Annotated in this window: 26 protein-coding genes; 14 read left to right on the top strand and 12 right to left on the bottom strand. The window is 55.3% G+C overall.

The window, feature by feature from the left end; genetic code table 11:
- Positions 1-36: 36 nt before the first annotated feature.
- Genes HP566_RS03845 through cydC form a run of 5 tightly spaced genes read left to right on the top strand, consistent with a single transcriptional unit; the run spans position 37 to position 6,266 of the window.
- A complete protein-coding gene (locus HP566_RS03845) occupies positions 37-1,542 on the top strand; it encodes a cytochrome ubiquinol oxidase subunit I (RefSeq protein ID WP_425348168.1) in 1,506 nt (501 codons plus the stop codon).
- On the top strand, positions 1,542-2,678 hold the full coding sequence (gene cydB, locus HP566_RS03840; protein ID WP_284041299.1) for a cytochrome d ubiquinol oxidase subunit II: 1,137 nt from the start codon (positions 1,542-1,544) through the stop codon (positions 2,676-2,678). Before HP566_RS03845 ends, cydB begins: the two co-directional genes overlap by 1 nt.
- Positions 2,679-2,690: 12 nt before the next feature.
- Positions 2,691-2,810 (top strand): cytochrome bd-I oxidase subunit CydX, encoded by a 120-nt coding sequence (cydX, locus tag HP566_RS03835; protein ID WP_249975940.1) that lies wholly within the window; start codon positions 2,691-2,693, stop codon positions 2,808-2,810.
- Positions 2,794-4,506, top strand: coding sequence for a thiol reductant ABC exporter subunit CydD (gene cydD, locus HP566_RS03830; RefSeq protein ID WP_249975939.1), 1,713 nt, complete (start codon positions 2,794-2,796; stop codon positions 4,504-4,506). The genes cydX and cydD overlap by 17 nt, the downstream gene beginning before the upstream one ends.
- Complete coding sequence (cydC, locus tag HP566_RS03825; protein ID WP_249975938.1) at positions 4,494-6,266, top strand: thiol reductant ABC exporter subunit CydC; 1,773 nt, start codon at positions 4,494-4,496, stop codon at positions 6,264-6,266. The genes cydD and cydC overlap by 13 nt, the downstream gene beginning before the upstream one ends.
- Here cydC and HP566_RS03820 read toward each other — a convergent pair.
- The 6 genes from HP566_RS03820 to dctP form a co-directional block, all read right to left on the bottom strand.
- The gene (locus HP566_RS03820; RefSeq protein WP_249975937.1) at positions 6,250-7,350 is read right to left on the bottom strand and encodes an ABC transporter ATP-binding protein; all 1,101 of its coding nucleotides are present in this window, start codon (positions 7,348-7,350) and stop codon (positions 6,250-6,252) included. The two genes, cydC and HP566_RS03820, sit on opposite strands and share 17 nt — an antisense overlap.
- Complete coding sequence (locus HP566_RS03815; RefSeq protein WP_249975936.1) at positions 7,347-8,933, bottom strand: ABC transporter permease; 1,587 nt, start codon at positions 8,931-8,933, stop codon at positions 7,347-7,349. The genes HP566_RS03820 and HP566_RS03815 overlap by 4 nt, the downstream gene beginning before the upstream one ends.
- 93 nt (positions 8,934-9,026) lie before the next feature.
- The gene (locus HP566_RS03810) at positions 9,027-10,019 is read right to left on the bottom strand and encodes an iron ABC transporter substrate-binding protein (RefSeq protein ID WP_249975935.1); all 993 of its coding nucleotides are present in this window, start codon (positions 10,017-10,019) and stop codon (positions 9,027-9,029) included.
- 224 nt (positions 10,020-10,243) lie between these two features.
- Positions 10,244-11,578: a TRAP transporter large permease gene (locus tag HP566_RS03805; protein ID WP_249975934.1), complete on the bottom strand. Its 1,335-nt coding sequence runs from the start codon at positions 11,576-11,578 to the stop codon at positions 10,244-10,246.
- The gene (locus HP566_RS03800) at positions 11,575-12,078 is read right to left on the bottom strand and encodes a TRAP transporter small permease subunit (RefSeq protein ID WP_249975933.1); all 504 of its coding nucleotides are present in this window, start codon (positions 12,076-12,078) and stop codon (positions 11,575-11,577) included. The genes HP566_RS03805 and HP566_RS03800 overlap by 4 nt, the downstream gene beginning before the upstream one ends.
- Positions 12,079-12,138: 60 nt before the next feature.
- Positions 12,139-13,242, bottom strand: coding sequence for a TRAP transporter substrate-binding protein DctP (dctP, locus tag HP566_RS03795; RefSeq protein ID WP_249975932.1), 1,104 nt, complete (start codon positions 13,240-13,242; stop codon positions 12,139-12,141).
- 330 nt (positions 13,243-13,572) lie between these two features.
- Between dctP and HP566_RS03790 the strand changes: the two genes are divergently transcribed.
- Positions 13,573-15,738, top strand: a complete 2,166-nt coding sequence (locus HP566_RS03790; RefSeq protein ID WP_249975931.1) for a tRNA(Met) cytidine acetyltransferase TmcA — start codon at positions 13,573-13,575, stop codon at positions 15,736-15,738.
- A 32-nt stretch (positions 15,739-15,770) separates the two neighbouring features.
- On the top strand, positions 15,771-17,234 hold the full coding sequence (locus tag HP566_RS03785) for an aminoacyl-histidine dipeptidase (protein ID WP_249975930.1): 1,464 nt from the start codon (positions 15,771-15,773) through the stop codon (positions 17,232-17,234).
- A gap of 82 nt (positions 17,235-17,316) precedes the next feature.
- Here the strand turns inward: HP566_RS03785 and HP566_RS03780 are convergent, their stop codons facing one another.
- Together HP566_RS03780 and HP566_RS03775 are read right to left on the bottom strand one after the other, a co-directional pair.
- Positions 17,317-17,793 (bottom strand): Dps family protein, encoded by a 477-nt coding sequence (locus tag HP566_RS03780; RefSeq protein ID WP_249975929.1) that lies wholly within the window; start codon positions 17,791-17,793, stop codon positions 17,317-17,319.
- 289 nt (positions 17,794-18,082) lie between these two features.
- Positions 18,083-19,219 carry a glycerate kinase gene (locus HP566_RS03775; protein ID WP_249975928.1) on the bottom strand — a complete coding sequence of 379 codons (1,137 nt, stop codon included), beginning with the start codon at positions 19,217-19,219 and terminating at the stop codon, positions 18,083-18,085.
- A gap of 118 nt (positions 19,220-19,337) precedes the next feature.
- Here HP566_RS03775 and HP566_RS03770 point away from each other — a divergent pair, with 118 nt between their 5' ends.
- The 4 genes from HP566_RS03770 to HP566_RS03755 are packed head-to-tail and all read left to right on the top strand — an operon-like array spanning position 19,338 to position 22,012.
- Positions 19,338-19,889: a hypothetical protein gene (locus HP566_RS03770; protein WP_249975927.1), complete on the top strand. Its 552-nt coding sequence runs from the start codon at positions 19,338-19,340 to the stop codon at positions 19,887-19,889.
- Positions 19,886-20,260: a hypothetical protein gene (locus HP566_RS03765; RefSeq protein ID WP_249975926.1), complete on the top strand. Its 375-nt coding sequence runs from the start codon at positions 19,886-19,888 to the stop codon at positions 20,258-20,260. Before HP566_RS03770 ends, HP566_RS03765 begins: the two co-directional genes overlap by 4 nt.
- A gap of 7 nt (positions 20,261-20,267) precedes the next feature.
- Positions 20,268-20,951 (top strand): DUF1007 family protein, encoded by a 684-nt coding sequence (locus HP566_RS03760; protein WP_249975925.1) that lies wholly within the window; start codon positions 20,268-20,270, stop codon positions 20,949-20,951.
- 59 nt (positions 20,952-21,010) lie between these two features.
- Complete coding sequence (locus HP566_RS03755; protein ID WP_249975924.1) at positions 21,011-22,012, top strand: nickel/cobalt transporter; 1,002 nt, start codon at positions 21,011-21,013, stop codon at positions 22,010-22,012.
- Positions 22,013-22,064: 52 nt separating this feature from the next.
- Here HP566_RS03755 and HP566_RS03750 read toward each other — a convergent pair whose 3' ends face one another.
- Positions 22,065-22,484 (bottom strand): HIT domain-containing protein, encoded by a 420-nt coding sequence (locus HP566_RS03750; protein WP_249975923.1) that lies wholly within the window; start codon positions 22,482-22,484, stop codon positions 22,065-22,067.
- Positions 22,485-22,669: 185 nt separating this feature from the next.
- Here HP566_RS03750 and HP566_RS03745 point away from each other — a divergent pair, with 185 nt between their 5' ends.
- Positions 22,670-22,801 carry an entericidin A/B family lipoprotein gene (locus HP566_RS03745; protein WP_016916094.1) on the top strand — a complete coding sequence of 44 codons (132 nt, stop codon included), beginning with the start codon at positions 22,670-22,672 and terminating at the stop codon, positions 22,799-22,801.
- 98 nt (positions 22,802-22,899) lie between these two features.
- Positions 22,900-23,262, top strand: coding sequence for an I78 family peptidase inhibitor (locus HP566_RS03740; RefSeq protein WP_249975922.1), 363 nt, complete (start codon positions 22,900-22,902; stop codon positions 23,260-23,262).
- Here HP566_RS03740 and HP566_RS03735 read toward each other — a convergent pair.
- A complete protein-coding gene (locus HP566_RS03735) occupies positions 23,259-23,864 on the bottom strand; it encodes a LysE family translocator (RefSeq protein WP_249975921.1) in 606 nt (201 codons plus the stop codon). The two genes, HP566_RS03740 and HP566_RS03735, sit on opposite strands and share 4 nt — an antisense overlap.
- A 96-nt stretch (positions 23,865-23,960) precedes the next feature.
- Between HP566_RS03735 and HP566_RS03730 the strand changes: the two genes are divergently transcribed.
- The gene (locus HP566_RS03730; RefSeq protein WP_249975920.1) at positions 23,961-25,355 is read left to right on the top strand and encodes a PLP-dependent aminotransferase family protein; all 1,395 of its coding nucleotides are present in this window, start codon (positions 23,961-23,963) and stop codon (positions 25,353-25,355) included.
- A gap of 16 nt (positions 25,356-25,371) precedes the next feature.
- Here HP566_RS03730 and HP566_RS03725 read toward each other — a convergent pair whose 3' ends face one another.
- Together HP566_RS03725 and HP566_RS03720 are read right to left on the bottom strand one after the other, a co-directional pair.
- Positions 25,372-26,376, bottom strand: coding sequence for an ion transporter (locus tag HP566_RS03725; protein ID WP_249975919.1), 1,005 nt, complete (start codon positions 26,374-26,376; stop codon positions 25,372-25,374).
- A 32-nt stretch (positions 26,377-26,408) separates the two neighbouring features.
- A complete protein-coding gene (locus HP566_RS03720; protein WP_249975918.1) occupies positions 26,409-26,933 on the bottom strand; it encodes an acyl-CoA thioesterase in 525 nt (174 codons plus the stop codon).
- Positions 26,934-26,987 lie beyond the last annotated feature (54 nt).

Below are 26,987 nucleotides of genomic sequence, written 5' to 3'. Positions count from 1 at the left end.
GCCTTTACGGCGATGGTGCATTTCCTGTTCGTACCATTGACGCTGGGGCTGTCGATACTGCTGGCGATCATGGAGTCGGTCTATGTGATGACTGGCAGGACCATTTATCGTCAGATGACCAAGTTCTGGGGAAAATTATTTGGTATCAACTTTGCGTTGGGGGTGACGACTGGTATTGCCATGGAGTTCCAGTTTGGCACTAACTGGTCGTATTACTCGCACTATGTGGGTGATATTTTTGGTGCCCCTCTGGCCATAGAAGCCTTGATGGCCTTTTTCCTTGAGTCGACGCTGGTCGGGCTGTTCTTCTTCGGCTGGGATCGTATGTCGAAAGAGAAGCACCTGGCGGTTACCTGGCTCATGGCACTAGCCACCAATATGTCAGCCCTATGGATTCTGGTGGCCAATGGGTGGATGCAGCATCCAGTAGGGTCGGAACTCAACCTTGCGACCATGCGCATGGAGTTAACTAACTTTGCCGATGTTCTGCTTAATCCTGTTGCCCAGGTGAAGTTCGTGCATACCGTATCTGCCGGTTATGTTACCGGTGCGGTGTTTGTGTTGGCCATTTCAAGTTGGTACCTGCTCAAGGGCCGGGAGATCGCTTTCGCCCGTCGCAGCTTTGCGATTGCTTCGGCCTTTGGGCTGGCCAGTGTACTGTCTGTCATTGTATTGGGAGACGAGTCGGGCTATGAGCTGGGAGACGTGCAAAAGGTTAAGCTGGCAGCCATTGAAGCCGAGTGGCAAACACATCCTGCTCCCGCCGCCTTTACCCTGTTTGGGATACCCAACGAGCGTGAGCAGCGTACCGATATGGCGATCAAAATCCCAGGCGTCATGGGGCTGATTGCCACGCGCTCGTGGAACACAGAGGTCATGGGTATCAGGGAGCTCAAGGAGGAGCATCGAGAGCGAATAACCAATGGTCAGGAAGCGTATACCCTGATGCAACGCCTGCGTCGTGGTGAAGGCAGTGAAGAGGATATTGCCCGTTTCGAAGAAGTGCGTAGCGATATCGGTTATGGGCTCTTGCTAAGTGCCTACTCCGACGATGTGGCCAATGCCACTGAGGCAGATATTGCCCAGGCGGTGGAAGCGTCTATTCCCAAGGTGTGGCCGCTGTTCTGGTCTTTCCGGGCGATGGTGGCCGCTGGCTTTATCATGTTGTTGTTGTTTGGGTTGGCGTTCTGGCATAGCGTGCGCCGTCAGCCAGAAAAGTCCCCATGGTTGCTCCGCTTTGCACTGTTCAGCCTGCCTTTGCCCTGGATTGCTTCTGAAGCTGGCTGGTTCGTGGCTGAGTATGGACGGCAACCGTGGGCTATTGGTGAAATCCTGCCAGTGCATTTAGCCGTTTCCAGCCTGACAGCTGAACAGGTGCTTTCTACCCTGGTTGCCATTGGGATCCTTTATACCGTTTTTGTCATCATCGAGGTGTGGCTGATGCAGCACTTTGCCCGTAAAGGGCCGACAGGTAGCGGCTACTTGGATGACGACATTGATGTGGCCTATACAACCTCCAGCCCTTACCGGGAGGAAAAATAATGGACTACGAAACGCTCAGATTTATCTGGTGGGTGCTGATTGGTGTGCTGCTGATAGGATTCTCGGTCACTGATGGTTTCGATATGGGGGTCGCGACGCTGCTCAAAGTGGTAGGCCATGGTGATGAAGAGCGTCGAGTGATGATCAATTCCATGGCCCCCCACTGGGATGGCAATCAGGTGTGGCTAATCACGGCCGGGGGAGCTTTGTTTGCTGCCTGGCCCCCCGTTTACGCCACAGCCTTTAATGGCTTTTATCTGGCATTGATGCTGACACTGTTCGCACTGTTTCTGCGCCCATTGGCATTTGACTACCGCTCTAAACTGGAAAGCCAGGCGTGGCGCAGCTGCTGGGATTGGGGGCTGACGTTGGGCTCTGCGGTGCCTGCTCTTATCTTCGGTGTTGCCTTTGGCAACCTGCTGCAGGGCGTTCCCTTTCAGTTCGATGACATCCTGCGTCTTGATTATCAAGGTGGCTTATTGGATTTATTGAATCCCTTTGCTTTGTTGGCAGGGTTGCTGAGCCTGCTGATGTTCATCACCCACGGGGCTGCATGGCTTCAGTTAAAGACCGGAGGAGAGCTGCGTCATCGCAGTGCGGCTATCGGTTCGTGGACTGCCGTGGTGTGTGCCATGTTGTTCATGCTGGGAGGTGTCTGGATGCTACTGGGTGTCGATGGCTACCAGGTGACCAGTGTGATCGACACCCAGGGATATAACGATACGACCGGTAAGGTTGTTGCGGTGAGTACAGGAGGGTGGATCGCCAACTATAGTCGGTTCCCGCTGCTATGGCTGTTGCCTCTATTGGGTGTATCGGGTTTCTTGCTCTGTGCTGTGACCATGAAAATGGGGCGGCATGTACTGGCATTCATCAGCTCGGCTGCCGCCATGGCCATGGTGATTGTGACTACCGGTGTAACGATGTTCCCCTTCGTGATGCCATCGTCGCTGAATCCTAATCATAGCTTGACCATGTGGGATGCAACGGCGAGTGAACTGACCCTCAAAATCATGTTTGTAGTGGTCTGTATCTTTGTACCGTTGGTGCTGCTTTATACCGCCTGGAGTTATTGGGTCATGCGCGGTCGGTTAGATGAACAGTTCATCCGTAACAATGATAAAGCGCTTTACTGAGGAGGATGCAGCATGTGGTATTTCGCATGGATTCTGGGGGTCACGCTTGCGGCCACCATCAGTATTCTTAACGCTATGTGGCTGGAAGTGAACGGCTATGAAAGTAAAGCCGATCATGAGCGGCGTGACTGACTCCACTGATCCACAGCAGCTGTTGGGCCGCTGTATTGCTCCTCATCGATGGTGGTTACGCGGAGCTTTGTTACTGGCGCTGTTCAGTGTTGTACTGCTGATTATTCAAAGCTGGTTGCTGGCCACGCTATTCCATCATTGGTTGCAGCTCTGGCAGGGCACAGAGGCAGCCCGCTATCAGTCGGGGGTGTTGTTCGGGCTAATCATCTGCCTGGTGTTACGCCCGTTGCTTCAGGCCGGACGAGAATGGTTATCCCGTCAAGCCAGCCAGCGTGCACGTATCGCCTTGCGCAGCCAGTTGCTGGAACAGCTTGAACGATTGGGGCCAGCCAGGCGCCATCTGGGCAGCGATGGCGCATTGGGCACACAGGTTTTGGAGCAGGTGGATGCCTTGGATGGCTATATCAGCCGTTATCGTGTACAGAGCCTGCTTGCCGTCATGGTGCCCTGTCTGGTTGCCGCTGTGGTGGCCTTTTATAGTCCGCTGTCCGCGGGACTGATGCTGGCGACCGCACCTTTGGTGCCATTGTTCATGGTGTTGGTGGGCCGTGCTGCCGCCAGCGCCAGTCAACAGCAGTTCAGCGCTTTGGCACGTATGGGCGGGCGCTTCCTTGATCTGGTTCGTGGTATGGCGACGCTAACGCGCATGGGAGCGACCGCACAGGCAGAGGACAGCGTGGCAGACGCCAGTGAAGCTTACCGCACTCGTACCATGAGAGTACTGAAGCTGGCCTTTCTATCCAGCGCTGTCCTTGAGTTTTTTGCTGCGCTGGCCATTGCCCTGGTGGCCCTGTACCTGGGCTTGGGGTTGCTGGGGCTATTGCCCTGGGCGAAAGGGGAGGTACCGGTGCCTTACCAGGGGGCACTATTTATTTTGCTGCTGGCGCCGGAGTTTTACGCACCATTACGCCAGTTGGGAGCAGACTACCATGCACGTGCGGAAGCAACTGGCGCCATGCTGTCCTTATCCCCATTACTGGAAGCCGGCACCTGGCAACCACAGGGGCAGCAACCCTCGGCCAAGGTGAGAGTTGAGCCACTCCATCTGGCGTGCCATGAACTGGCGGTGTGCGGTGAAGGAGGCCGCCTGCGCTTGGCGCCACTGAGCCTTATGCTGGCTGCAGGGGAGCGATTGCTGATACAGGGAGAAAGCGGGGTAGGGAAATCGAGCTTTCTGGAAGCGTTGCTGGGCTTCTCCGCCTATCAGGGAAGTGTAATGGTCAACGGTTGCGAACTGTCGCAATGGCCTGGCGATGTCTGGCGGTGCCAGCTTGGCTATCTGGGGCAGCAACCACCGGTATTGGGTGGCAGCATTGCCGAGAACCTACGCTTGGCATGCCCTGATAAAACGGATACTGAACTTATCGAGGCGCTGGAGTGGGTAGGTCTCTGGCCGATACTGGTGCGTGGTGATGGTCTGTTCACGCGTTTGGGAGAGCGTGGGCAAGGGTTGTCCGGTGGGCAGCTTCAGCGCTTGGGGTTGGCACAACTGTTACTTCGTGATGCCGCGCTATGGTTGTTTGATGAGCCGACAGCCCACCTTGATCCCGACTCGGCCTGGCAACTGAATACATTGATTGGGCGGCTCAGCCGGGGGCGCAGTGTGATTATTGTCAGCCACGAGTCGGTGGGGTTGGAGTGGGTTGAGCACCGGCGGGTATTGACATCGGGAAGGGGCATCCCATGTTGCGGTTAGGCAAGGTGTCAGAGACCCGCGACACCAGCATCCGGCTACGTGATTTGTTGTTGCTGCGGGGCGGCGGCTGGTTACTGGCTTTCCTGCTGGGGGCGGTGACGCTGCTGTCAGTGGTAGGCTTACTGGCCATCTCGGGCTGGTTCATTACAGCGGCGGCAGTGGCTGGCACGGCCACTGCCGCCGCTATTGGTTTCGACTATTTTCGCCCGGCTGCGCTGATCCGCTTATGCGCTATCGTGCGCACTGCCGGGCGTTATGGCGAGCGTCTGGCTTCCCATGATACAGCGCTGGGACTGCTTAAGGATCTGCGTTGTCGCCTTTTCAGGGCTTTGGGGAAAAAGCCTTTGCAGTCGGCTGTGTCCACTGCTCATTACCGTGCCGCCAAAGCCATGCATCGTCTGATTACGGATATTGATCACCTGGACCAGGTCGTGCTGCGAGCCCTACTGCCGTGGGGCTGGAGTGGGTTAATGGTCGCTGCCGTGATGGGTGGCTTGTACTGGTTGAATAGCACGCTACTTTGGGCCGCCTTGCCAGGGTTGCTGATTGCCTGGTTGGGACTGCCACTGCTAGCGGTATGGCGTGGCATTCGTCAGGCTCGCAGGGATGCCGAGTTTGCAGAACGTCGCCGAGTGGCTCTGCTTGATCCGTTAGCAGCGATTACGTCGCTGGTGCTATGGGGGCGCTGGCCGGATATTCGGCAGCGAGTAAAAGGAGAGGATATCAATTTCTTACAGCAGCAGGAGCGCCAATTTAGCCTGGCAAGCCTAACGACTGCCATGCAGCAGGTGGCACTGGGAAGTTCAATTATTGGTGTGTTGTGGCAGGCTGAAGTGCTGATGCATACAGGGGCTTTGACGGTGCCAATACTGCTAGCTGCGGTCTTGGCCATCCTGGCATTAGGCGAAATTCTGGCACCGTTGGCCAGCAGTTTTCTTGCTCTGGGGGCGAGCCTTGCGGCGCGCGACCGCCTTAATGCACTGATTAACGCTGATGAGTCGCGACCATCACCGCCCGTTACATGGAGCGGCGCTGTACCGCTAACCTGGCAGTTGGAGGCCTGTCAGCTGACAGCACGCTTGCCAGGTGCTCTGACTGGACCACAGGATATCCATCTCTCATTAAAAAGCGGCGAGATATTATGTCTGCAAGGGCCGTCAGGGTGCGGTAAATCAACATTGTTGCAGGTGTTGGCGGGTGAGCTGGCTCCTTTATCAGGACATTACTGGCTAAATGGGCAGCCGCCGGAACACTGGCCTTTGCTCAAAACGATTGGCTATCTGCCCCAGCAGTGGGATGTATTCGATATGAGTCTGGCAGAGAATCTACGTCTTGGTGACGAAGGCGCCAGTGATGACACTCTGTGGGGCGTGCTCAACGATATGGCGCTTGGTACGTGGGCGAGAGGATTACCGCAAGGGCTAAATACGCCGCTGGGTGAGTACGGTGCCGCAGTTTCCGGTGGCCAGGCGCGGCGTATTGCGCTGGGGCGGGTACTGCTGACGCGTCGCCCTATCCTGTTGCTGGATGAGCCGTTGGCCGGTTTGGATACAATCACACGTCATCATGTCGTTGACAGCCTTGTGCGACGTACACAAAAAGGAATTCTAGTTATTTCCAGCCATGTGCCGCTGGTATTGCCGGAGCATCGGACACACTACCTGCCTATGCTGGAAGAGGGTCGGCCAGGCGTATCCCCTCTCACATGGAGGCATCAAAAAGAGGCCTGTGCCGACCTGAGAGCTAGGGCAATGAAATAGGCAACTGCCGACTCGGCTGCTCCCCAACCACGCTACCCCGTAGACGAGGAGTGAGTTTGGCTTGCTCTCCCACGTTCCACAGAGTATCGCTGGGGGTAATCACGGTAAACCGTTGGCCCTGTTTTTCCAGCACGTAAAAACAGTCATGACCACGAAACTCGCGCTCGATGATGGTGGCACCCTGTTCGCCTTGGGTGGGTTCCATGGACAGGTGCTCGGGACGGAGCGAAACCTCCACAGGCCCGTACGCGGAGGTGTCAATACCCACAGGCCCCAGCGCTGTCTGTACGATATCCCCCGCTGCTTCGCCTTCCAGTAGATTGGTGTGACCAAGAAACTCTGCCACGAAGGCTGTCGTTGGGCGCTGATATATATCCTCGGGTCGATCAATCTGAAGCAGTTTTCCTGCGTTCATGACACCGACCTGGTCGGCAAACGAGAGGGCTTCCCCCTGGTCGTGGGTAACTAGAATAGCCGTAGTATTCGATGCCTTGAAGAGTGTGCGAACCTCTTTGCGTGTGGATTCGCGCAGAGCAGCATCAAGGTTGGAAAAAGGTTCATCAAGCAGTATCAGTTCAGGCTCCGCGGCAAGCGTACGCGCCAGGGCGACGCGCTGCTGCTGCCCGCCGGAAAGCTCATCGGGCATCCGTCGGCCAAGATCGGCCAGCCCTACCAGGTCCAGCCACTCTCGGGCTTTATCGGCGCGTTTGGCTTTGGGAATATGGCGCATGGCAAAGGCGACGTTCTGACTGAGCGTCATATGCGGGAACAGTGCATAGTCCTGAAATACGATCCCAATGCGCCGTTGCTGGGGCGTTAACGCGGTCACGTTTTTGCCGTGCAGGAACAGCTGGCCCTGATCAGGCCGTTCGAAGCCGGCAATCATGCGCAGGGTGGTACTTTTACCGCATCCACTGGGGCCCAGCAGGGCGAGGATATCGCCGCTGTGCAATTCGAAACTGGCTTTATCAACGGCCAAAGGGTCGCCAGTCCGATAGCGTTTGGTCAGCCCATCCACCTTCAATAAGGGAGGGATCGACGAGACGCTGTCATATGCGGCTGTAGGCACATTGAGAGTAGTCATCGTGGTCCCTCCCGGGCGAGTAGTAAGCCAACAGATACACTGGAAAAAAAGATGATGGCGGCCGCAAAAGGCGCAGCTTCAGCCAGCATGCCTTCTGATGTCCGGGTAAAGACCGTGACAGCCAGCGTGGTATAGCCGGTCGGTGCCAGTAGGAAGGTAATGGGGAGTTCTTTCATGCATAGCACGAACACCAGTACCACGCCTGATAGTATGCCACGCCGCAAACGTGGGAAAATTACGTGCAGAAAGGTAGAGACTGACCCGTGCCCCAATGAGTGGGCAGCCTGCTCCATACTGGGGCGGGTTTGCAGCAACGCACTGCGAATAGGTCCAAGCGCCAGGGCAAGCGATGCGATTGCCCAGGTAAGAATGAGTAGCGCCAACGTTTGGTAGAGGAACGGCGCGGCTTGTAAAGCGAAGAAAACCATGGCCAGCGCCAGCGCCAGGGGGGGAATGGCGTAACCTATATATACTGAGCGCTCAATCATGGCCGTGAATGGAGAGCGGTAGCGTACACTCAAGAAGGCCAGCGGCAGAGCGAATGCAGCTGCCAGTACCGCCGCTGGTAGCGCTGCCCCTGCTGAACGTAGCAGCGTACCTGGAACCCGTGCGAAGAAGCTGACATCAGGTGGCGCCAGCAGCAGCCAATAGCAAAGAATGAGGGCAGGTAAGCCGATTGAAGCACCAAACAAAATAATCAGGTATGGCCAGGCTAGCCACCGGGCACGGCCCAGTGGCTTGGGAGCGATAGGGCGAGCTACCCCCGTACCGACGCGGGCCAATTTGCGTTTAACCACGAAGCTGTCAATCAGTACGAAGCATAGGGCCAGGGCCAGTAGCATAATGGCAAGCCAGGCGGCGTAGATACGATCAAACGCCCCGGAATATTGTGTGAAAATCGCGTAGCTGAAGGCTTCGTAGCGCATCAGGGCCACAGCACCAAAGTCCCCCAGCACGTAAAGTGTAATGACCAGCCAACCAGCCATCAGCGCAGGCATGAGATGGGGAAGAATGACATAGCGGAAAACATCGAACTGTGAATACCCCAGGCTGCGGGCACTCTCTTCAAGGTTGCCATCCAGCCCGGCGAGGGCAGCCCGCAAATTGAGAAACAGGTAGGGAAATGTGTACAGAGAAAGTGCGATGGTTGCCCCAGGCAAGCCCTGGAGACGTGGTAATTGGATACCGAAGAACTGGGCGAAGACGCCGTAATTGCCACTCATGCTAAGCAGAGCATACGCCATCACGTAGCCTGGAACTGCCAAGGGGACAACGCCAAGTATGGTCAATAGGCGTTTGAAACGTATATCTGTGCGTGTTACCAGCCAGGCAAGCGGGAAGGCCATCAGGGTAGTGGTGATCACCACCGTTGTAGCCAACTGCAGCGTGTTGAGTAACAGTTCAAGGTTGCGGGCGCGAAGAATCAGTGAGGAAAGCGTGGCGCTGTCAGCTTGGAAGGCTCGCAATAATAAATAAACAAGCGGAAGCAGCATGACCCCGGCTGCCATGAGTGAAGGCAGCAGAATATGAAGAGGTATCCGTCGCTGGTTGGGAACTGCGGCATAAGTGTGCGAATGTGACATGGTATCTCTTGACAGCGCCAAGCCGCCCTTGAAGGGCGGCTTGGGTGTTTACCAATCTGTGGTTCAAGCGCACTTGAGCCACAATGTACACCGTTACAGCAAGTTGACTTCCCGCAGCAGGTTCAGCGTACCTTCGAGATCACTCAGATCATCCAGGTCGATTTCAGGTGAGACTTCCAGTAATTGGTCGAAGTCTTCAAGAATCGGGTTCTGAATCACGTCACGAGTGACAGGGTACTCGTAGACATTGCCGGTAAAGTACTGCTGAGCAGCCGGTGATAGCAGGAAGCGAATGAACTCGACGGCAGCGTCTTTATTATCGCTGCTTTCCAGCACGGCGATCCCTGCAACGTTGACCAGATTGCCGATATCACCATCAACGAACAGGGTCTGTTCAACGGGGAACTCGCTATCGGTAGCCCTAAAGCGAGGCAAATAGTAATTGTTTACCAGCGCGAAGTCGACTTCACCATCTGCAATACCCTGAACCTGAGTGGCATTGTTGCGGAATACCACCGCTCCATTGTCACGCATACTCTCCAGCCACTCGCGGGTAGTATCTTCACCATGCTCAAGGCGCATGGCCGTGACAAACGACTGGAAGCCTCCGTTGGTGGGTGCCCAGCCAACGCGGCCTTCATAGGCCTCATCGGTCAGGTCGAAGACACTCTCAGGGAGTTCGTCTTCACTGACACGCTCAGGTGAGTAGGCCAGAACACGCCCGCGTCCGCTGGATGCCACCCAATTGCCAGTTTCGCTGGTATAAATAGCGGGTAAACCCTCATAAATATCTTCAGGTAATTCCGCCAGCAGCCCAGCCTGGCTAATAGCACCCATAGCACCTGCATCCTGGCCCCAATAAAGATCGGCGGGGGAGCGGTCACCCTCTTCCTGTAGCAGCACTGCCAGCTGTGCGGTATCCCCATAACGCACGTTGACGTTGATGCCCGTATCTTTTTCGAACTGTGCAATGATCGGCTCAACCATGGTTTCGCCGCGGCCTGAGTAAAGCGTCAGATCTGCGGCGGAGGCTAGTGGTGCTGCCAGGAGTGTGGCGACTGCAGTAGCATAAAGTGTTTTTTGCATAGTGAGCGTTCCTTTGTAATAGATATCAAGAACAGGTGTTCGAACAGCGTGTTTCCATAAGCTGTACGCACAATATCAAAAAAAGTCTCTTTTTTAAATGATAATGATATGCAAAACAATTCGTAAACACGCTAACGAATGGTAACGGTTTCTCAGTACAAGGGTAAGGAGCACAAGAGAGCGTAGTAGAAGGGGCGCCTGGCAGCGCCCCGTTTATTTTCAGGTTAATAGCCCAGCATCATACTGGGTAAGCCGGTTACCAGAATGGGGAAAAAGGCCATCAGTACACAGGCGAGCAGGATCAGCGCGACAAACGGTATTACCGCCTTATACAGGTCGATAGTTTCAACCCCTGGAGGAGAGACACCTTTTAAGTAGAAAAGCGCGTAACCAAAGGGGGGGGTTAGGAACGAGGTCTGCAAGACCACCGCGACCATAACGATGAACCATAGCGGGTCCACTCCCATCTGCTGAATAATAGGCAGCATGATAGGAAAGCTAAGTAACACAATACCGGTCCAATCGAGAAACATGCCGAGTACAAATACCAGTAGCAGCATCATAATCAGCGCGCCTGTTGTGCCGCCTGGTATAGCCAGCAGTAAATCCTGAATGACCTGCATACCGCCACCACGGGAGAAAACACCGGTAAAGGCGGTGGCACCTACCAGTACCAGCATCACCATGGTGGTTGTTTTGCCAGCGTCAATTAACGTGTGGTAGCAGGTGGATAATTTCCGGTCGCCGAAAATTAAAAACAGGATAAACGCGATAAACACGCCAATGGCAGACGCTTCTGTGGCCGTGGCAATACCGGTAAACAAGGCACCTAGCACGCCCAGTATTAACGACATGGGTGGCACCACGTATTTACCCAGCATGATCAAGAGCTGTTTCGTGCTGACTTCAGCGCGCTCCTCTTTAGGTACCGGTGGTCCATAAGAGGGTTTGAAGTGGCAAACCAGCAGTACGTAAAGTGCATACATGCAACCCAGCATAACCCCAGGAACCATGGCGCCCGCAAACAGTGCACCCACCGAAACCGGCGAGTAGCTGGCCATCAAAATCAGCATGATACTGGGTGGAATCAGAATCCCAAGGCAGCCGCTTGCCATAATGACGCCGGTACTCAGCTCTTTGTTGTAGCCGTACTTCAGCATGGGGACGAGAGCTATCATTCCCATCACCGCAATGGAGGCCCCTACAATCCCGGTAGTTGCTGCCAGCAGGACAGAAACAACCACCACTGTCAGGGCTAGCCCCCCACGCAAGTTAGCCAGTAGTAAGCGCATGGCATCAAACATTCGCTCGGTGACGCCGGAGTCATTTAGAAAGCGTGCCATCAGCACGAAGAGTGGTATTGCAACCAGGACGTAGTTATCCATGGCGTTACCAAAAATATTATTAATCAGCGTACCCAGCACACGTTCCCCGGGGCCAAGAAAAGCGCCGATAACGGCGACACCGCCCAATACGAAGGCCAAGGGGTGGCCCATGAACAGACCCAACAGCAGCCCGCCAAACATCACCAGCGCAAGTAGTTCCGGACTCAGGTTCATACTGATTTCTCCTCGCGCAGTTGCATGATGGCGCGCAGGACGATGGCGATTGCCTGTAACAGTAACAGTGCAGCAGCCACCACGATAACGCCCTTGATGGGATACACCGGGATTGACACCATGCCATAGGTTGTTTCGCCTCGGCTGAAGGAGCGCTCGAAGAAGCGCCACCCGTAAGTGAGCAGCATCCAGATAAAGGGAACGAAGAAAATCAGGTAGCCGATCACATCAAGAAGTGTTTGGCGTTTACGGGATAGCAGGCGCTTTAGCACATCCACTTCGACATGGGCATGATGCTTGAGCCCATAGGCTGCCATCAGCATGAAGTGGGCACCAAACAGCATTTTGGTGATGTCGAATGCCCAGTCACTTGGGCGGCCAAAGAAAAAGCGTGATGCAATATCAAACAGTACAATAAGGGTAATGATGGCAATTAACGGTGCAATGATTCGTCCAAACAGCTCGTTAATTGCATCGATCGCCTTGGCAATCGCATTCATGGAAGGTCTCCGCGGTCAGCACATAAACCGCCCCAGTGGCTGGGGCGGTAAGAAAGCGCCTTATAGGCAGGCTTCGATCTCTTCCAATGAAGGCAGATTATCCATAACACGGCTCATATTGTAGGGAGCCGATACATCACGCCATGTTGCGTAATGCTCCAGGTAAGCAATCATGGATTGATAGACCTTGGCGTGGTCAGGATGCTCACAGGCGCCACGGAGAATAACGTCGTTGGTGATTTCCTGAATGCGATCCAGGTCTTCTTCGGAGAATTGGTTGATGGTCACGCCGGCATCAATAAATTTCTGAGTGGCTTCCGTGGACTGCCGCTCGGACCATGCCAGTGACCACGCCATGGTGGCATCTGCCGCAATACGAAGTTTCTCCTGGGTTTCCTCGGATAGTGCATCCCAGGCGTCTTTGTTGATCATGACACCAAACACACTGGCTGACTGGTGCCACCCAGGCGTTGCCCAGTAATCGGCCACTTCCGCAAAGCCCGCGTTGAAGTCGACCCCTGGTGTGGAGAATTCGCCAGCATCAATAACGCCGCGCTCAATCGCCTGGTAAACCTCGCCACCCGCCAGGGTCACCTGGGAGCCGCCAAGTTCTTCAAGCACACGGCCCTGGTCGCGACCAGACAGGCGCAGACGTTTACCCTCTAAATCGGCAATACTTTCAATCGGCGTGCGGCCCATGAAGCCCGACTCGTTATTGGTAATACCATAGGGTAGATAGACCATGTTGAACTGGCCGTAGATCTCATCATAGAGTTCGCGACCACCCCATTGCTGAATCCAGTTAAGGTAATCAACGCCGTTAAACAGGCTGGTCGTCGTTGCAAGTGGTGAAAATGCCGGGTTCAGGCCCGCCCAGTATCCAGGCCAGTCGCCAGCAGCTTCAATGCTGCCGGTTTCGGTGGCATCAAATACTTCCGTTCCAGGCATTAAGGTACCGCCTGCCCGGAAATTGATTTGCAGTTCATCCCCTGCCAGTTTGTTCACCAGCTCTGCCCAGTGTTGATCGATTTGAATCAGATCAAGGTTATCCGGCCAGGTGCTGGTCATGGTCCACTGTTCTTGTGCTTGTGCGGTGGTCGTGAGGGTGGCGAAAGCAACGCCAGCGGCAAGGCTGGTAAGCGCAAATTTTGTAGTCTTTGTCATGATGTATTTCCTGGTATTTTGGCGTATGGCGTTATTAGTGTTAGTACCTGAAAGCAGGAAAGTGCAGTGAGCAGGCTTACGTTTACGTAAAGTAGCAAAATGCCGCACTGCAACGCTAAGCTAGCACATACCCCCCGCTACAGCGCAATATTATTGATTCGGGAAAACTAACGCGGCTTTAGCGCTTTTTTTGTTTATATTGTTATATTTAACAAGTGTTTGTAGTGTTTTTGGGGCTGATCTTTCAGGCGGTTTGCGCATTGGGAACGTTGAAAATAACGGCTCTTTCACACCAAAGTTGTAAGTGAAATGCCCTGCTAAGGAGTCGTCATGTCTGCGCAATGCGCTATCAGCGCAAACCAAGCCCTGGCGTTGGCCTGCCATGCGGTGCGCTTGAAGCGCCGCCGCTGGCGTCAACTGGTATGGCTCTCCGGGCCATCACGCCACTGCCGTCACGCTGCTGTACAGCTTTGGCAGGCTGCTGCCTGGCAATCACCGCTGTGGGTGGGCGATGAGCACGAGGCACCTGTTACGCCGTGCCTGTCGGCCCGCAAGGCACGCACACGTTTAGGGGCTGAGCATCAGTTGGTTGTTGTGGATGCATGTGGTGCCCAAGGCCTGGACCCTGATGCATTGGGGGCATTAGCAGGAACGATCACAGCGGGTGGCCTGTGTGTTGTGTTAACCCCCGATGCCTGGGGTGATCACCCTGATCCGGACTATGCCCGTTTTGCCGACTATCCCTGGCGATGGGAGGCGCTGACGGCTCATTACCTGACACGTTTAGCACGCCTGCTTAGTGCCTCACCCAACATCGTTCGCTGGCAGGTAGAGGGCGAGCTATTACTGCCTAAACTGCCAGCCAGCCCGGTGGGTGCCACTTACGTGGGAGATGCAGCCTGCCTGACCGCAGATCAGGCCAGGGGTGTGGCTGCACTGGTCGGGATGAAACGTCGCCGTCCACTCGTCGTAACTGCTGATAGAGGGCGTGGTAAAAGTGCAGCTCTGGGGATTGCCTGTGCCCGACTGCTGGGTAAGGGGGTGGCGCGCATCATTATAACGGCACCGCGACTCAGTGCGGTGGAAAGTGTATTTGAGCGCTTGGCAGCACTCTGCCCAGACGGCCTGCAAGCAACGCCAGGTCGGTTTGTGATGCCGGGAGGGGAGGCGCTCTGTTTTCTACCCCCCGACCTACTAACCGCACAGGTCAACAATCAATGCCTTGGCGGTGACGGCAGCTACCTGATGGTCGATGAAGCCGCCGCTATTCCAGCCGCTCTATTGGGGCAGTGGCTGACGGCATTTCCACGCATAGCTTTCGCCACCACGGTCCATGGCTATGAAGGTTCGGGGAGAGGCTTTGCACTGCGGTTTTTTGATGTGCTCAGACGTCAGACACCGCAGTGGCGCGCAGTGGAACTCGATACCCCCATCCGCTGGTCGGCGCAGGATCCCCTTGAGTCAGTGGTTCATCGTCTACTGTTGTTGAAAGCCCCTTTACCAGATGCTCAGCCAAACGGTGTCATCACAACGACTCTCCTGCCACAGGCGCTGCTCGCTCGCCAGGAAGTGTTACTGGAGAAGCTGTTTGGCCTGTTGGTGCAGTCTCACTATCGCACGTCTCCCAGTGATCTGCGCCAGCTGTTGGATGGCCCAGGCACGGCGCTGCGCATAGTGGCCGGGGGCGGCGAACCACAGGCAGTACTGGTGACCCGTGAAGAGGGCGGATTTACATGGGCATTGGCTGAGCAGGTGGCACGTGGTGAGCGGCGCCCCCAGGGGCATCTGCTGGCCCAGTCGCTGGCAGCCCACAGTGGCAGTCGACAAGCACTGACATCCCGGTGGAGGCGGGTCTCGCGCATTGCTACCCACCCAGAGCGGCGGCGCGAAGGGTTGGGGCGGCGTATGCTGGAAGATGATATCGCCGAGGCGACCCTGCAAGGAGTGGCGCTTTATGGCGCGACGTTTGGTGCTGAGGCTTCGCTGCTACAATTCTGGCTGGCGCTAGGGTTTACGCCGGTGCGTCTCGGCGTTACGAAAGAGACGGCGACAGGTGAGTATGCGGTAATGGTAGCGAAGGCACTCAATGCTGAAGGGCAGGAGGTACTCAACGCCTTGCGAGTTCAGTTTGCAGACTCGCTACCCAGTCTGTTGGCATTTGAATTAAGTGACTTGCCCGCCTCGGTCGTGGTGCTTTTATTACGATCGCTTCCCGGTGAACCAATGAGTGCTGGTGATTGGCAGGCAGTGAAGGATGTTGCTTATGCCCATCGTAACCCTGCCTTCGCACGCGTTTCGCTCCAGGCGCTGGTGTATGAGGCCAGCCACTATGTACTGGATGAAGTTGCTGCCTTGGCACTGCAACAGTTAGCCGCGTGGGCGTTTCAAAACCGACCTTTGGCCAGGGCTCAAAGCGCGGCGTCTCATCAGCTGCGGCAAGCCGTTCAATGTGTTATTGAACATAGTGAGCTTTTACCTGATGGCCGGGAGCGTTAAAGTAGTCCGGTTATCGATAATGAAGAGTTGCCATGAACGTACATTTAGAAGCGCTCGCACCCAACATGGTTTGGCGCCATTTCCGTACGCTGTGTAATACGCCACGGCCTTCCGGTCATGAGGCCGCATTAGTGGCTACTCTGGAAGCCTGGGCTGATGCTCAGGGGCTTTCCCATGACCGTGATGCCTTCGGTAACTTGCGCATTCGAAAACCGCCCTCACCGGGCTGTGAGCAGGCGCCAGGGGTTGTGTTGCAAGGGCATCTGGATATGGTGGCTCAGGCAAACTCAGGGTATGACCATGACTTTACCCGTGACCCCATCAGTACCTATGTCAAAGATGGCTGGTTACACGCCAAGGGGACTACATTAGGCGCTGATAACGGGCTTGGCGTCGCTGCGATTCTTGCTGTCCTGGAGGAGCCCGAGTTAACCCATGGCCCGCTGGAGGCGTTGTTTACCCTTGAGGAGGAGACTTCCATGGGCGGCGCGCTTAATCTGGCCGAAGACTGGCTTGAGGGTTCCTTACTGCTTAATCTCGATAGCGAGGATCGTGGCCAGGTGTATATCGGCTGTGCTGGTGGTGCCGATGTGCTGGTCGATGCCCAGCTACCTGGTGCCGTACTTCAGCAGGATGAGCAAGTGCTCGCATTATCGCTGACCGGGCTGAAAGGCGGTCACTCAGGCATGGATATCCATAAGCCGTTAGGTAATGCCAACCGCTTGCTGGTGCGTGTGCTGCGGGCGTTGGAAGCATTTGATATACGTCTGATCAGCTATCAGGGGGGAACCCTGCGTAATGCCATCCCCCGTGAGGCGTTTGCTCAGGTTGCGCTGCCTGCCGATGATGTGGATGCAGCGCTTGCCATGGTGGAAGCGCTGGAGCGCACGCTCAAAGCAGAGCTGGGAAGCGGTGACAGCGGTTTGGTGCTGTCAGTCCAGCGCACTGAAACGGGCCTGGTCGAGCCATTGACGCTTGATGCCAGCGCCATGTTATTAGCTGCACTGCACGCAGCGCCCTGTGGCGTGGAGAGAATGAGTGCGGATGTCCCTGGGGTGGTGGAAACCTCTAATAACCTGGGTGTGCTGAGCCTGGAAGCAGGGCGTTTACACCTGTGCGCGTTGGTACGCTCGCTGCATGATAGCGCCGCTGCCGCCATGGCTGACCGCTTCCAGGCGCTGTTTGGGCTTATAGGTGCCAGGGTGAAAGTTGAAAACGGCTACCCTGGCTGGGCGCCCAATCCGGACAGTCCGCTATTGGCGACGTTCAAAACCTGCCATGCTGCATTACTTGGCCGCGAACCCGACGTCAAGGTGATTCACGCAGGGCTTGAGTGCGGTATTTTAGGTAGTAAATATCCTAACCTGGATATGATCTCGTTCGGGCCGCTTATTCGTGGTGCCCACTCACCGGATGAGCGGGTAGAGATTGATTCAGTAGAAGAGTTCTGGAGCATGTTGCGTGCCCTTATTGAGGAGCTTGCAACGTTGCGTTAACCGGTGATTATCGCAATAAAAACGGCGCCCCAGTCAGGGCGCCGTTTATCGCGACTGTATGTGGGCAGCCAGCCTGTGACGCTTACTTGCCCAGATAGGCGTTCAGCATCCATACGGTTTTTTCCTGCTCACGAATATAGTCACTCGCCTGGGAGGCGGTGCCTTCATCATCTGCATCCGAGGCCAGTGACAGCACTTCACGCTGCAGCTCAATCAGCGTTTGGTAACCCGCCAGTACACCTTTGACACATGATTTTCCATCATGCACGTCCTTATCTTCCAGGATATGCGACAGTTTCACATAGTCACTGTAAGCGTGCACCGGCTTATGGCCGAGTGTCAGTATGCGTTCGGCAACTTCGTCCACTTTGGTTAACAGGTCGGTGTAGAACTCTTCAAATTTGGCATGCAGTTCGAAGAAGTCGTTACCTTTAACGTTCCAGTGGTAGCCGCGAACGTTCATGTAAAAAATCTGGTAATTGGCCAACAGATGGTTCAGTTTTTCGGCCAGTTGGCTGGCACTGCTTTCGTGTAGGCCAATGCTGTTCATATCAGACATATGGTGCTCCTCCATGGTTGGAGCCGCGCTGAAACCCGGCGGCCATCAAATCATTTGATTCAGCTTAAGGCGCTGAAGATGTGATGCAAAACAAGTTTTTTGCATCGCGCTGATAGCGCCATAACATTACCCTGGCGGTGAGCTGGCGACGGCTGACTCATCGCTGACACGTGTAACCCGTGCGCGCCTACTCAACCGCGCCCTCCCGTTATCGTGCCTGCTTATGAAATGCAGGCGCAGCCGTCATTTTTCAAGCCCTTATCTAACGTGGTGACTGAAATAGTGAAGATCAGGCGGGCCGTGCGAGCCACATGCGCGCGATGTTTTCACAGCGTGCTGCCAGCAGTTCAGCGGTGCGTGGCAGTGCATCTTCAAGGCTCATCGGGCCATCTGCGAGAGCAAACGCAGCCGTCACCCCTTCGCCCAGACAGGCCTGCCAGCCATCACCCAGGCTACCCGCCAGGATCACGACAGGTTTTCCCTGTTTGTGGGCGGCGCGAGCCACGCCAATCGGGGTTTTCCCCGCCAGACTCTGGCCGTCCAAGCGGCCTTCTCCTGTTATCACCAGGTCTACCTGGGTTAGCAGGTTCGGCAGCTTGGCTTGCTGCATAATCATTTCAATACCTGGCTTTAGGGTGGCGTTAAGAAAGGCGCAGGCCGCAAAGCCCATGCCGCCCGCTGCCCCTGCGCCGGGTAACTCCCGAACATCACGTCCAAGAACCTGGGCGCTGATATCGGCAAAATGGCCAAGGGCGAGGTCAAGCTGAGCAACGTCGTCATGGGAGGCACCTTTTTGTGGGCCAAAGATCGCACTTGCACCGCGTTCGCCCAGCAGTGGGTTATCAACATCTACTGCTGCCTCGACGCTTAGTTTGGTTAGGCGCGGGTCCAGTGTTGAAAGATCCAGTGTGGCGAGGGTTTGTAGCGCAGCCCCTCCAGGCGGTAGCGGGGCACCGTGTTGATCCAGTAGCTGAGCGCCAAGTGCCTGTAACATACCAGCTCCGGCATCGTTGGTGGCACTACCACCCAGCAGCAGTAGCGCTTTTTCAGCGCCGGCATCCAGTGCCGCCTTGAACAGCTCGCCCACACCATGGGTAGTGGTATGCAGTGCATTACGTTCCTGGGAGGTGAGGTGCTGTAAACCACTGGCTTCTGCCAGTTCAATAAACGCGGTACGTTGGGCGTTAAGCCAGCCCCAGGATGCCTGGCGTGGTCGGCCGAGGGCATCCTGTACGATGAGCTGGCGCCGTTCAGCACGAGTGGCGGCAATCAGAGCATCAAGGCTGCCTTCACCGCCATCCGCCAGTGGGCAAATGTGTACCGTGGCAGTAGGTGCGGCGCGCTGCACACCTTTTGCCATCGCCTGGGCGGCCTGTTCAGCGCCCAGGGCATCTTTAAAACTATCGGGGCAAAGCAGTACATTCATCGCACAACCTCCGTAAAACGTTGTCACACTGTATTGTCATTTATTTTTTATCACCGCTGGCGAGCTTAGCGTGCTACCTCATGACACACCAGCCGCGACAACGGTCAGAGGACCCAAAATGAAGCCAATTTCACTAAGTATCAGTTGTGTTTTGTTGTTGGCGGGCTGTCAGACAGTACCGGACCGCCTGCCCCAGGCCGAGCCTGTACCAGCCGCCGCCTGTTATTTCCCGGCTGGTTCAGCGTCCACAAACATTGATTTGGTCAGCCAAAGTGTCGCAGTGCTTGAAGAGTGGGGGTTTAAGCTTGATTCGACGGATACAGCATTGGGCCTGGTTAGTGCCAGTCGTCAGCGGGAGTTAGTGGGCTATTACGATCCTTACGATAACGCCTATGGTTACGGGCGTGGAATGCGGATGTTTGGGGGCGTGGGTCTTGGGCGTGGGTCTGGTATTGGCTTAGGCTTCGGTGGTGGTATAGGCCAGCAGCCAGTTGAAGTGGAGCGCGTCTCGTTACTGGTGACTGATGGCTATGTGCGAATTTCCCGGGATATCCGCCGTTTTGACCACCTGGGCGATTTGCGCGAGTCTTACAGCGCCAGTAACGATGATTTTTGTCAGCGTTTTCAGTCTGCTTTTGCCCAAACGCCTGCCACCGGGAGAGCATTATGAAGCCTCTACGCAAACTCCTTTTAACGTCAGTGACGTTAAGTGCTCTGGTGGTTCTTTCGGGGTGCGCGACGCCACAGCCTGTCGAACCCCGAGAGTTAAGGTACTCAGCCCCCGCTGAACAAACATTCCGTGAGGCGGTGGAGCTAATGATTGAGCAGGGGTACGTGGTCAGGCATGCCGATTTATCATTAGGGCGTGCAGAAGCATCGTTGGCGCGCTGGCCGGAATATCGTATGCAGTTGCAGGTAAGCGAAGAGAGTGGCGGCAGCCGAGTGCGGGTTTCAGCCCTGCGGGGAAGTCAGCCGTTGCCGCCTTATTTGCTGGATCCCTGGTTGGTCGAGTTGCAGCATAAACTGGGAGAGGCACCGTGACAGCCGCATGCCAGAGCGTATTGCTTTAATGAGTAAGTGGCGCTCTGTTTGGAGCATTGTGGCCGTGGGAGCGGTGGGCCTATTGAGTAGTGCCGCTGTACAGGCCCACCCTCATGGCTGGATCGACATAAGCGTACGGGTGATTAGCGATGCTGAGGGTAACGCTAAAGGGTTGCATCAAACGTGGCGGATGGACCCGTTCTATAGTCTGGTCGTATTTGAAGAATTGCAGCAGGTGGACGGGGCGAGTTTAGAGGCTGGCCTTGACCAGTTGGGTCGCGAAATTCGCGATAACCTGTCTCACCAGCATTACTTTACCGAAGTGCGGATTGATGGGGAGCGTCAGCCATTAGCTGATGTAACTGAATATACGGCACTGGAAAGGAATAATCGCCTCACCTTTATGTTTATTCTGCCGTTGGAAACTCCCCAGCCGCTAGCGGGTAAAACGCTTGAGTATCAAATCTTTGACCCTACCTATTACATCGAAATGGTACATGAGGGAGAGGATGGCTCTCCCGCTGAGCAGGCGCTCATCCTCAATGGAGTACCTGGCTGTGAGCTGAGCATTGTGCCAGCCAATCCTGATCCAGAGCGGGTCATGCAAGCGGCGCTGCTGGATGTTGATGAAGAGGGCGAGCCAGGTTTGGGTCGTCATTTTGCAGAAACAGGCCGAGTGGTATGCCGTTAGTTTGAAAGTAGACAATTCCGGACGATGGGTTAGCTGAAGAATATTTATGGAGGGTATTGATGCCTCTATTGTGGCGACAAATGGCTTGGGGTATGTGTGCTGTGCTGGGTGTGGCACTGCTTATGTATCTGGTACAAGCCAATTTGCAGGGGGCCAGCTTACAGCTGCTATCCTGGCAGCGTGACCTGCATCGAGCCCTGACGTTAGCTATCACTGAACTTTCACGTGAGCCCACCACCGCAACCTGGCTATCGCTACTGGGAGTCAGCTTTGCCTATGGGGTGTTTCACGCCGCAGGGCCGGGACATGGCAAGGCGGTGCTCGCCACGTATCTGGCATCCCATGGAGGCGCAACCCGACGCGCATTAGGTCTCTCTTTTGCGGCTTCATTACTGCAAGGGGTTACCGCTATTGCCATGGTGGTAGTACTGGTGCACGGCTTGGGCTGGGTGACCCGCCAGGCGATGGGGAGTGTGGCTTGGGTGGAGCAGGCGAGTTTTATGCTGGTCGTGCTATTAGGGGGATGGCTATGCTGGCGAGCAGTGAAACAGCTGCGCCGTGCGTATGCGGTTAAGCTTTCTGATGCTTCTGGCCACAGCCACAGCCACAGCCACACTCATGATCATTCCCACTGTTGTGGTGGTGCTCACCATATCGAGCCGCAGCAGGCGCTTGATTGGCGCACCGCCCTGATGACCGTAGGAGCCATTGGCATGCGCCCCTGTACCGGCGCTGTGTTGATGGTAGGGGCTGCCAGCCTGCTAGGGCAGTTTTATGTCGGTGTGGCGTCTGTCCTTGCGATGTCACTAGGGACAGGAATCACCGTTTCGGCGCTGGCCCTGACCAGCGTATTTGCGCGCGGCTGGGCTACCAAACGTTTACATAAGCAACGCAGCCAGCAAGTGGTTGAAAAAGTGGCCGGATGGGTGGCACTGACCGGTGGCGCACTCATTATTGCGTTAGGCGTGTCGCTTTCACTGGCAGGCGCTGCCCAGCCTACCAGTGGCCCATTGCTGAATGAGCCCGCCCAGCGGCAGAACTCCCCCTTGTTAAGAGGCTAGGTGGTCATGCTGGATGGGAGTTGATGATTTGATTCCTTCCCCCTTAGTCCGCCTATAGCGTTAGGCCCCTAATTTGGGCCAATAGCTGCTCACGGCGTTCTCCCTGTTGAGTTAAAGCATAAGGTTTGGCACTGCCGTTGCCCCATACGGGGGCAGGCCAGCTGGCATCATCCTGATATCGTACGACCAGATGGATGTGCAGCTGACTAACCACATTACCCAGGGTGGCAATATTAAGCTTGTCACCGTGGAACGCTTCTTTCATTGCCGCCCCCAGTGCGGTTGTTTCACGCCACAACTGCTCCTGATCTTCCTGGGATAGCTCAAACACCTCGCTGATGGAGGGCACTCTGGGCACCAAAATAACCCAGGGATAACGTGCGTCGTTCATTAATAAAGCCCGGCTTAGGGGCAGGTCGGCGAGCGGTAATGAGTCAGCTTCCAAGCGTGGATCAAGAGCAAACGTATCCAAGTGAGTTACTCCAGGTAGACGGATGAATGGTGGCTATCATAGCAGTGGATCATGTTATTGGCGCCAGGCAACCAGGTGTAAAACAGGCGAATTTGTTAAAACGCTGTTACGCTGAAAGAACTCCTATGTGGTAATACTACCGCCGGAGCTTCCCGATGTTGACCGACTTGTTATGGAGAACACCAATGAAAAAACTACTCGCTACCAGCTTTATTCTGCTCATGGCCGCCGGCGCTTTAGCAGGCTGTAATACCGTAGCAGGCGCCGGGCAGGATGTTCAGGAAGGTGGGCGGGCCGTTCAGGATGCAGCGAGTTAACGTTGTTGATAGCGGACGCTTCTTGTCGGCTAGGCATGTCTGCCTAGCCTACTTTGTAGTATGTGTGGCGACCACTTGTAAATAAAGGAAGGTCTTGCATGGGTAATTTACAACGCTGCTCAGTAAAAAAGCTGGCAATGAACGGTTTTGTGGTGCTGTTGACGGCCACGCTTTTGGCAGCGTGCGCCAGTGTTCCTGACGATGAAAGTGCACCTCCACCCCCTACGGTTGGGCAGGAAGAGGTGTCCAGTGCAGGGGCTACCTGCAATATTGACACCATTCAGTATGCCATTGGAGAGCCGTTTGATGAGGCCAATGTACCCCAGTTACAGAGTGAAAGCAGTGCCCGTCAGGTACGTGTGTTACGCCCCGGCAGCGCTGCCACGATGGACTATCGGGAAGACCGCTTGAATATCCATTTAGAAAGCAACGACATGATCGAAGCACTGCGCTGCGGTTAACCCAATATCAATACGACGCAGGCGGCGGTGAGTAGGCCCATGGTGACATTGAAAGCTCGCCATGCACTGTCGCTTTTAATCCACTGGCCAATGGCGGTTCCAAAGACTGCCCAGAGAGCGATGCAGGGCAGCGCGACCACTTCCGCAAAGCCCGCCAGCACCAGTGCGTTGATGACAGGCTGACCGCTTTCGGGAAGGAAGCCCGCCATCAAGGCCAGACCCATGACCCACGCCTTGGGGTTAGCAAACTGGAACATTGCTGCCTGCCAGAAGGTTAGCGGTACGCTAAGCTGATTGCCATCAAGGTGTGGGGGTGGGGCGATAGCAATTTTCCATGCAAGATACAGTAAGTAGGCGCTTCCCACCCAACGCAGAGTGGTTTGCACCACCGGAAAGCGTTCAAACAGTACCCCCAGGCCCAGAGCAATACTGGCGAATAACAGAAAGCAGCCACCTAAAATCCCCCACATATGTGGCATCGTACGGCGAAAGCCGAAGTTGGCGCCGGATGCCGTCAACATAATATTGTTGGGGCCAGGGGTTAGCGTCATCGATACCATATAGAGCGCAGCAGGCCCCAGGATTAACCATTCGCTATTCATTTTTGTATCCATACAATTTTGTGATAATGGATTGCCTGTCAGTGATTTTGTTAGCATAATGACCGCTATATTTACGTCAAAGGTTTTATTGTCACCATGACAATTTGGGTGCCATCACTCGACGAAATTTCCGGTCCTCGTTATCGAGCCATTGCTAATGCGATTGGAGCGGCCATTACAGATGGAGTGCTGACTCCAGGAGAGCGCCTGCCCCCTCAGCGACGCCTGGCTGATGCGTTAGGGGTAACAGTGGGTACCGTAACGCGAGGTTATGCTGAGGCAGAGCATAATGGTTGGGTGGTCGCCAGGGTTGGCAGTGGCACTTTTGTTAAACAGCCCGCAGTGCCGACGAGCTTTGATATGGGGTTAACGCCTGACGATAACCCTGGCATGATTAATTTGGGCCTGAGCCTGCCTCCCCCCCACCCACTCCGACAGCAGGCCTTAAGCGACGCGTTAAGTGCGGTAAGTCGCTCGCCAACGGCATTAGCGCGTGGAGTTTCTTATCTGGATGCGAGAGGCAACAAAGAGCATCGTCAGCAGTTGGCTGAATGGCTGGAGGGGCTGGGTATGCCGTTGGCGGCTGACGAGTTACTGATTACTCAAGGTGGCCAGCACGGCATTAGTCTGGTACTTGGTACGCTGTTACGCCCAGGCGAGCTAATGGCCGCGGATGCATTAACGTATCCCGGCGCGATTAGTGCAGCTCAACAAGCCCATCTCAAAATGGTAGGTATTGCGTTTGATGAGGAGGGGATGCGGATGGATGCGCTGGAGGCGCAGTGCGCCCGTCAGCCTCCACGGCTTATCTATGTAACACCTGACCAGAACAACCCCACGGGTACCTGTCTTAGCGAAACGCGTCGCCAGCAACTGGTAGCGCTTGCCAGACGCTACGATATCTGGCTACTTGAAGATGGCGTACAGTATTTACCCGACGCGCAGCGTGGTACCCCTGTGTACCAGTTGGCACCGGAGCGAACACTGTTTGTGTTTAGCACTGCGAAAGTATTGGCCGGTGGGCTGCGTATCGGTATCTTGCGTGCGCCCACACCTCTGCTTGAACAGCTTGCCGCTGGGCTTAGGGCACAAAGCTGGATGGTGCCGCCACTGATGGTGGATGTGGCCTGCCATTGGATCACTCAGTCGGCTGCCCACACCCTGCTGGAGTGGCAAACCGAAGAGTTAGCCATGCGCCAGCAGCTGGCTGCCAGTATCTTATCCGGTTATACGCTAGGTCGGCGAGCTCATGGCAGCAATGTGTGGCTAACCCTTCCTGAAGGCAGTCGCGCCGTAGCGCTATGTGAGCGTCTGCTCAATCGAGGGGTAAAGGTGTCCAGCGCGGAACCCTTTTGCGTAGGCAGTGCGCCAGCCCCTCAGGCAATTCGCATCTGCATTGGTGCTGCGGTGGATCGGCAAGTGCTGACCAAGGCTTTAATGATGATCAAGGAGTGCCTTGTTCAGCCGCCTCTTGCTCCCATAACGGTTTGAGCAGATGCCGTAGCGGCTAATCATAGCGATCCTTCCAACGCTGGCGGCGAACCTGCTCTTTGAGCATTTCCAGCATGTCATAGAGCACCTGCTCGGTAACATGGGCGCTGCCCTCATCGACGGTTAGCCAGCTGTCGAACCCGCTTTCTGCTGTGCGCTCAATCAATTGTCGAAACTCCGTTGAATGAATGCCTAACGCAAGTTCATCCACCAGTCGCTGGGCCACGCCACTTAAGGATGCCTGCATGGCATTGGAGGCCGTTTGTCCCATCGGCAGGCGATGTAAACGCTGAATTTCAGGGCTCTCCCTTAATGTCCGGGTTACCAGGTCATCAATTGCCGCCATAATGGCAGCACGGTTCTGCTGGTAGGATTGTCCTACCGTATCTTCCAGGCGCTGGGTGATTTCGTGAATTAACTGGGTTTTGCGGGGGAGGATCACGCGGTCAATTACGCTCTCAGTTAGCGAATCACTGGCTGTAATTTGTTGTTGCACATTACCAAGCAGACGAAGAGCAATACGGTCGGAGAGTTCTTCAAGCAGTATGTCGTAGTATTTGGCAAAAAACTGATAGCCCGCCCAGCGGGTAATGTCGATCAGGCGTAAACGGTGCAGTCTATGCAGTAGCGATACCACGCGAAGGGCGCGCAATAAGCGGAAACCGCTCAGCGGAATACAGCCAAGCACGTCGTACCAGTGTATAAATGGGTAGAAAAACCAGCGGTGATAGCGCCGTTCTGCAATGGCAACGGCCCAGCCCAGCAGTACATCGGCAATGAAAAAGCTGACAAATACCAGATCGATATAAATAAACCGGCTATGGATCGTCGAATCGTAAAAATCGTGGAAGCCGGGAGTGATGGTGGCAATCGCCTGGTTAAGTGGTTCGATAAGGAACAACGAATCAAATAGCAGCAGGCAGAGGTTAACAACCACAGCAGCGAGAATTAGAAAATCCCAGCCTATATGCGCATACTCAACCGCTTTAGGTAGATGGGGGTAGCGCTCCCTGGCGGGCATGAGGACTCCTTGTCGTTAGCATGAGAATAAGGTTAAGAGTGCTGCTGATGTTGCTGTTGGGTGAGCAGCTCTTCCTGTTCTGCCTGCTTGCGCAGTTTTTTGCGCAGGGCGGCTTTTTCAAATCTCAGTTTTTGCAGTGGCGTTTCCAGTGAGAGCATCGGCACTCTGGCTGGCTTGCCATGTTCATCAACGGCCACCATGGTGAGATAACAGCTATTGGTGTGCCGGATCAGCTTTGCGCGAATATCCTCGGCGACCACTTTAACGCCAATCTCCATGGAGGAGTGGCCCACATGGTTCACGCTTGCCAGAAACGTCACTAGCTCTCCAACGTGTATCGGCTGCTTAAACAGCACCAGGTCGACGGATAGTGTCACCACATAGTGACCCGAGTAACGGCTAGCGCAAGCATAGGCCACTTCGTCAAGCTTTTTAAGAATAGCACCGCCATGTACTTTGCCGCTGAAATTGGCCATATCCGGTGTCATTAACACCGTCATTGAAAGTTCATGCTGGCCGGGCAGGGCGTTGTGTTCAATTGTAGGTGTTTCAGGCATGGGAGAACCTTGAGGGCTAAAGTTGCCCGCCCTTGGCAAGGGCGGGCTTTTATA

The sequence above is a fragment of the Vreelandella olivaria genome, from assembly GCF_023507745.1.
Classification (GTDB): domain Bacteria; phylum Pseudomonadota; class Gammaproteobacteria; order Pseudomonadales; family Halomonadaceae; genus Vreelandella; species Vreelandella olivaria_A.
Note: the sequence above shows the minus strand (reverse complement) of the source record. Positions and strands in the feature narration are given on the sequence as shown.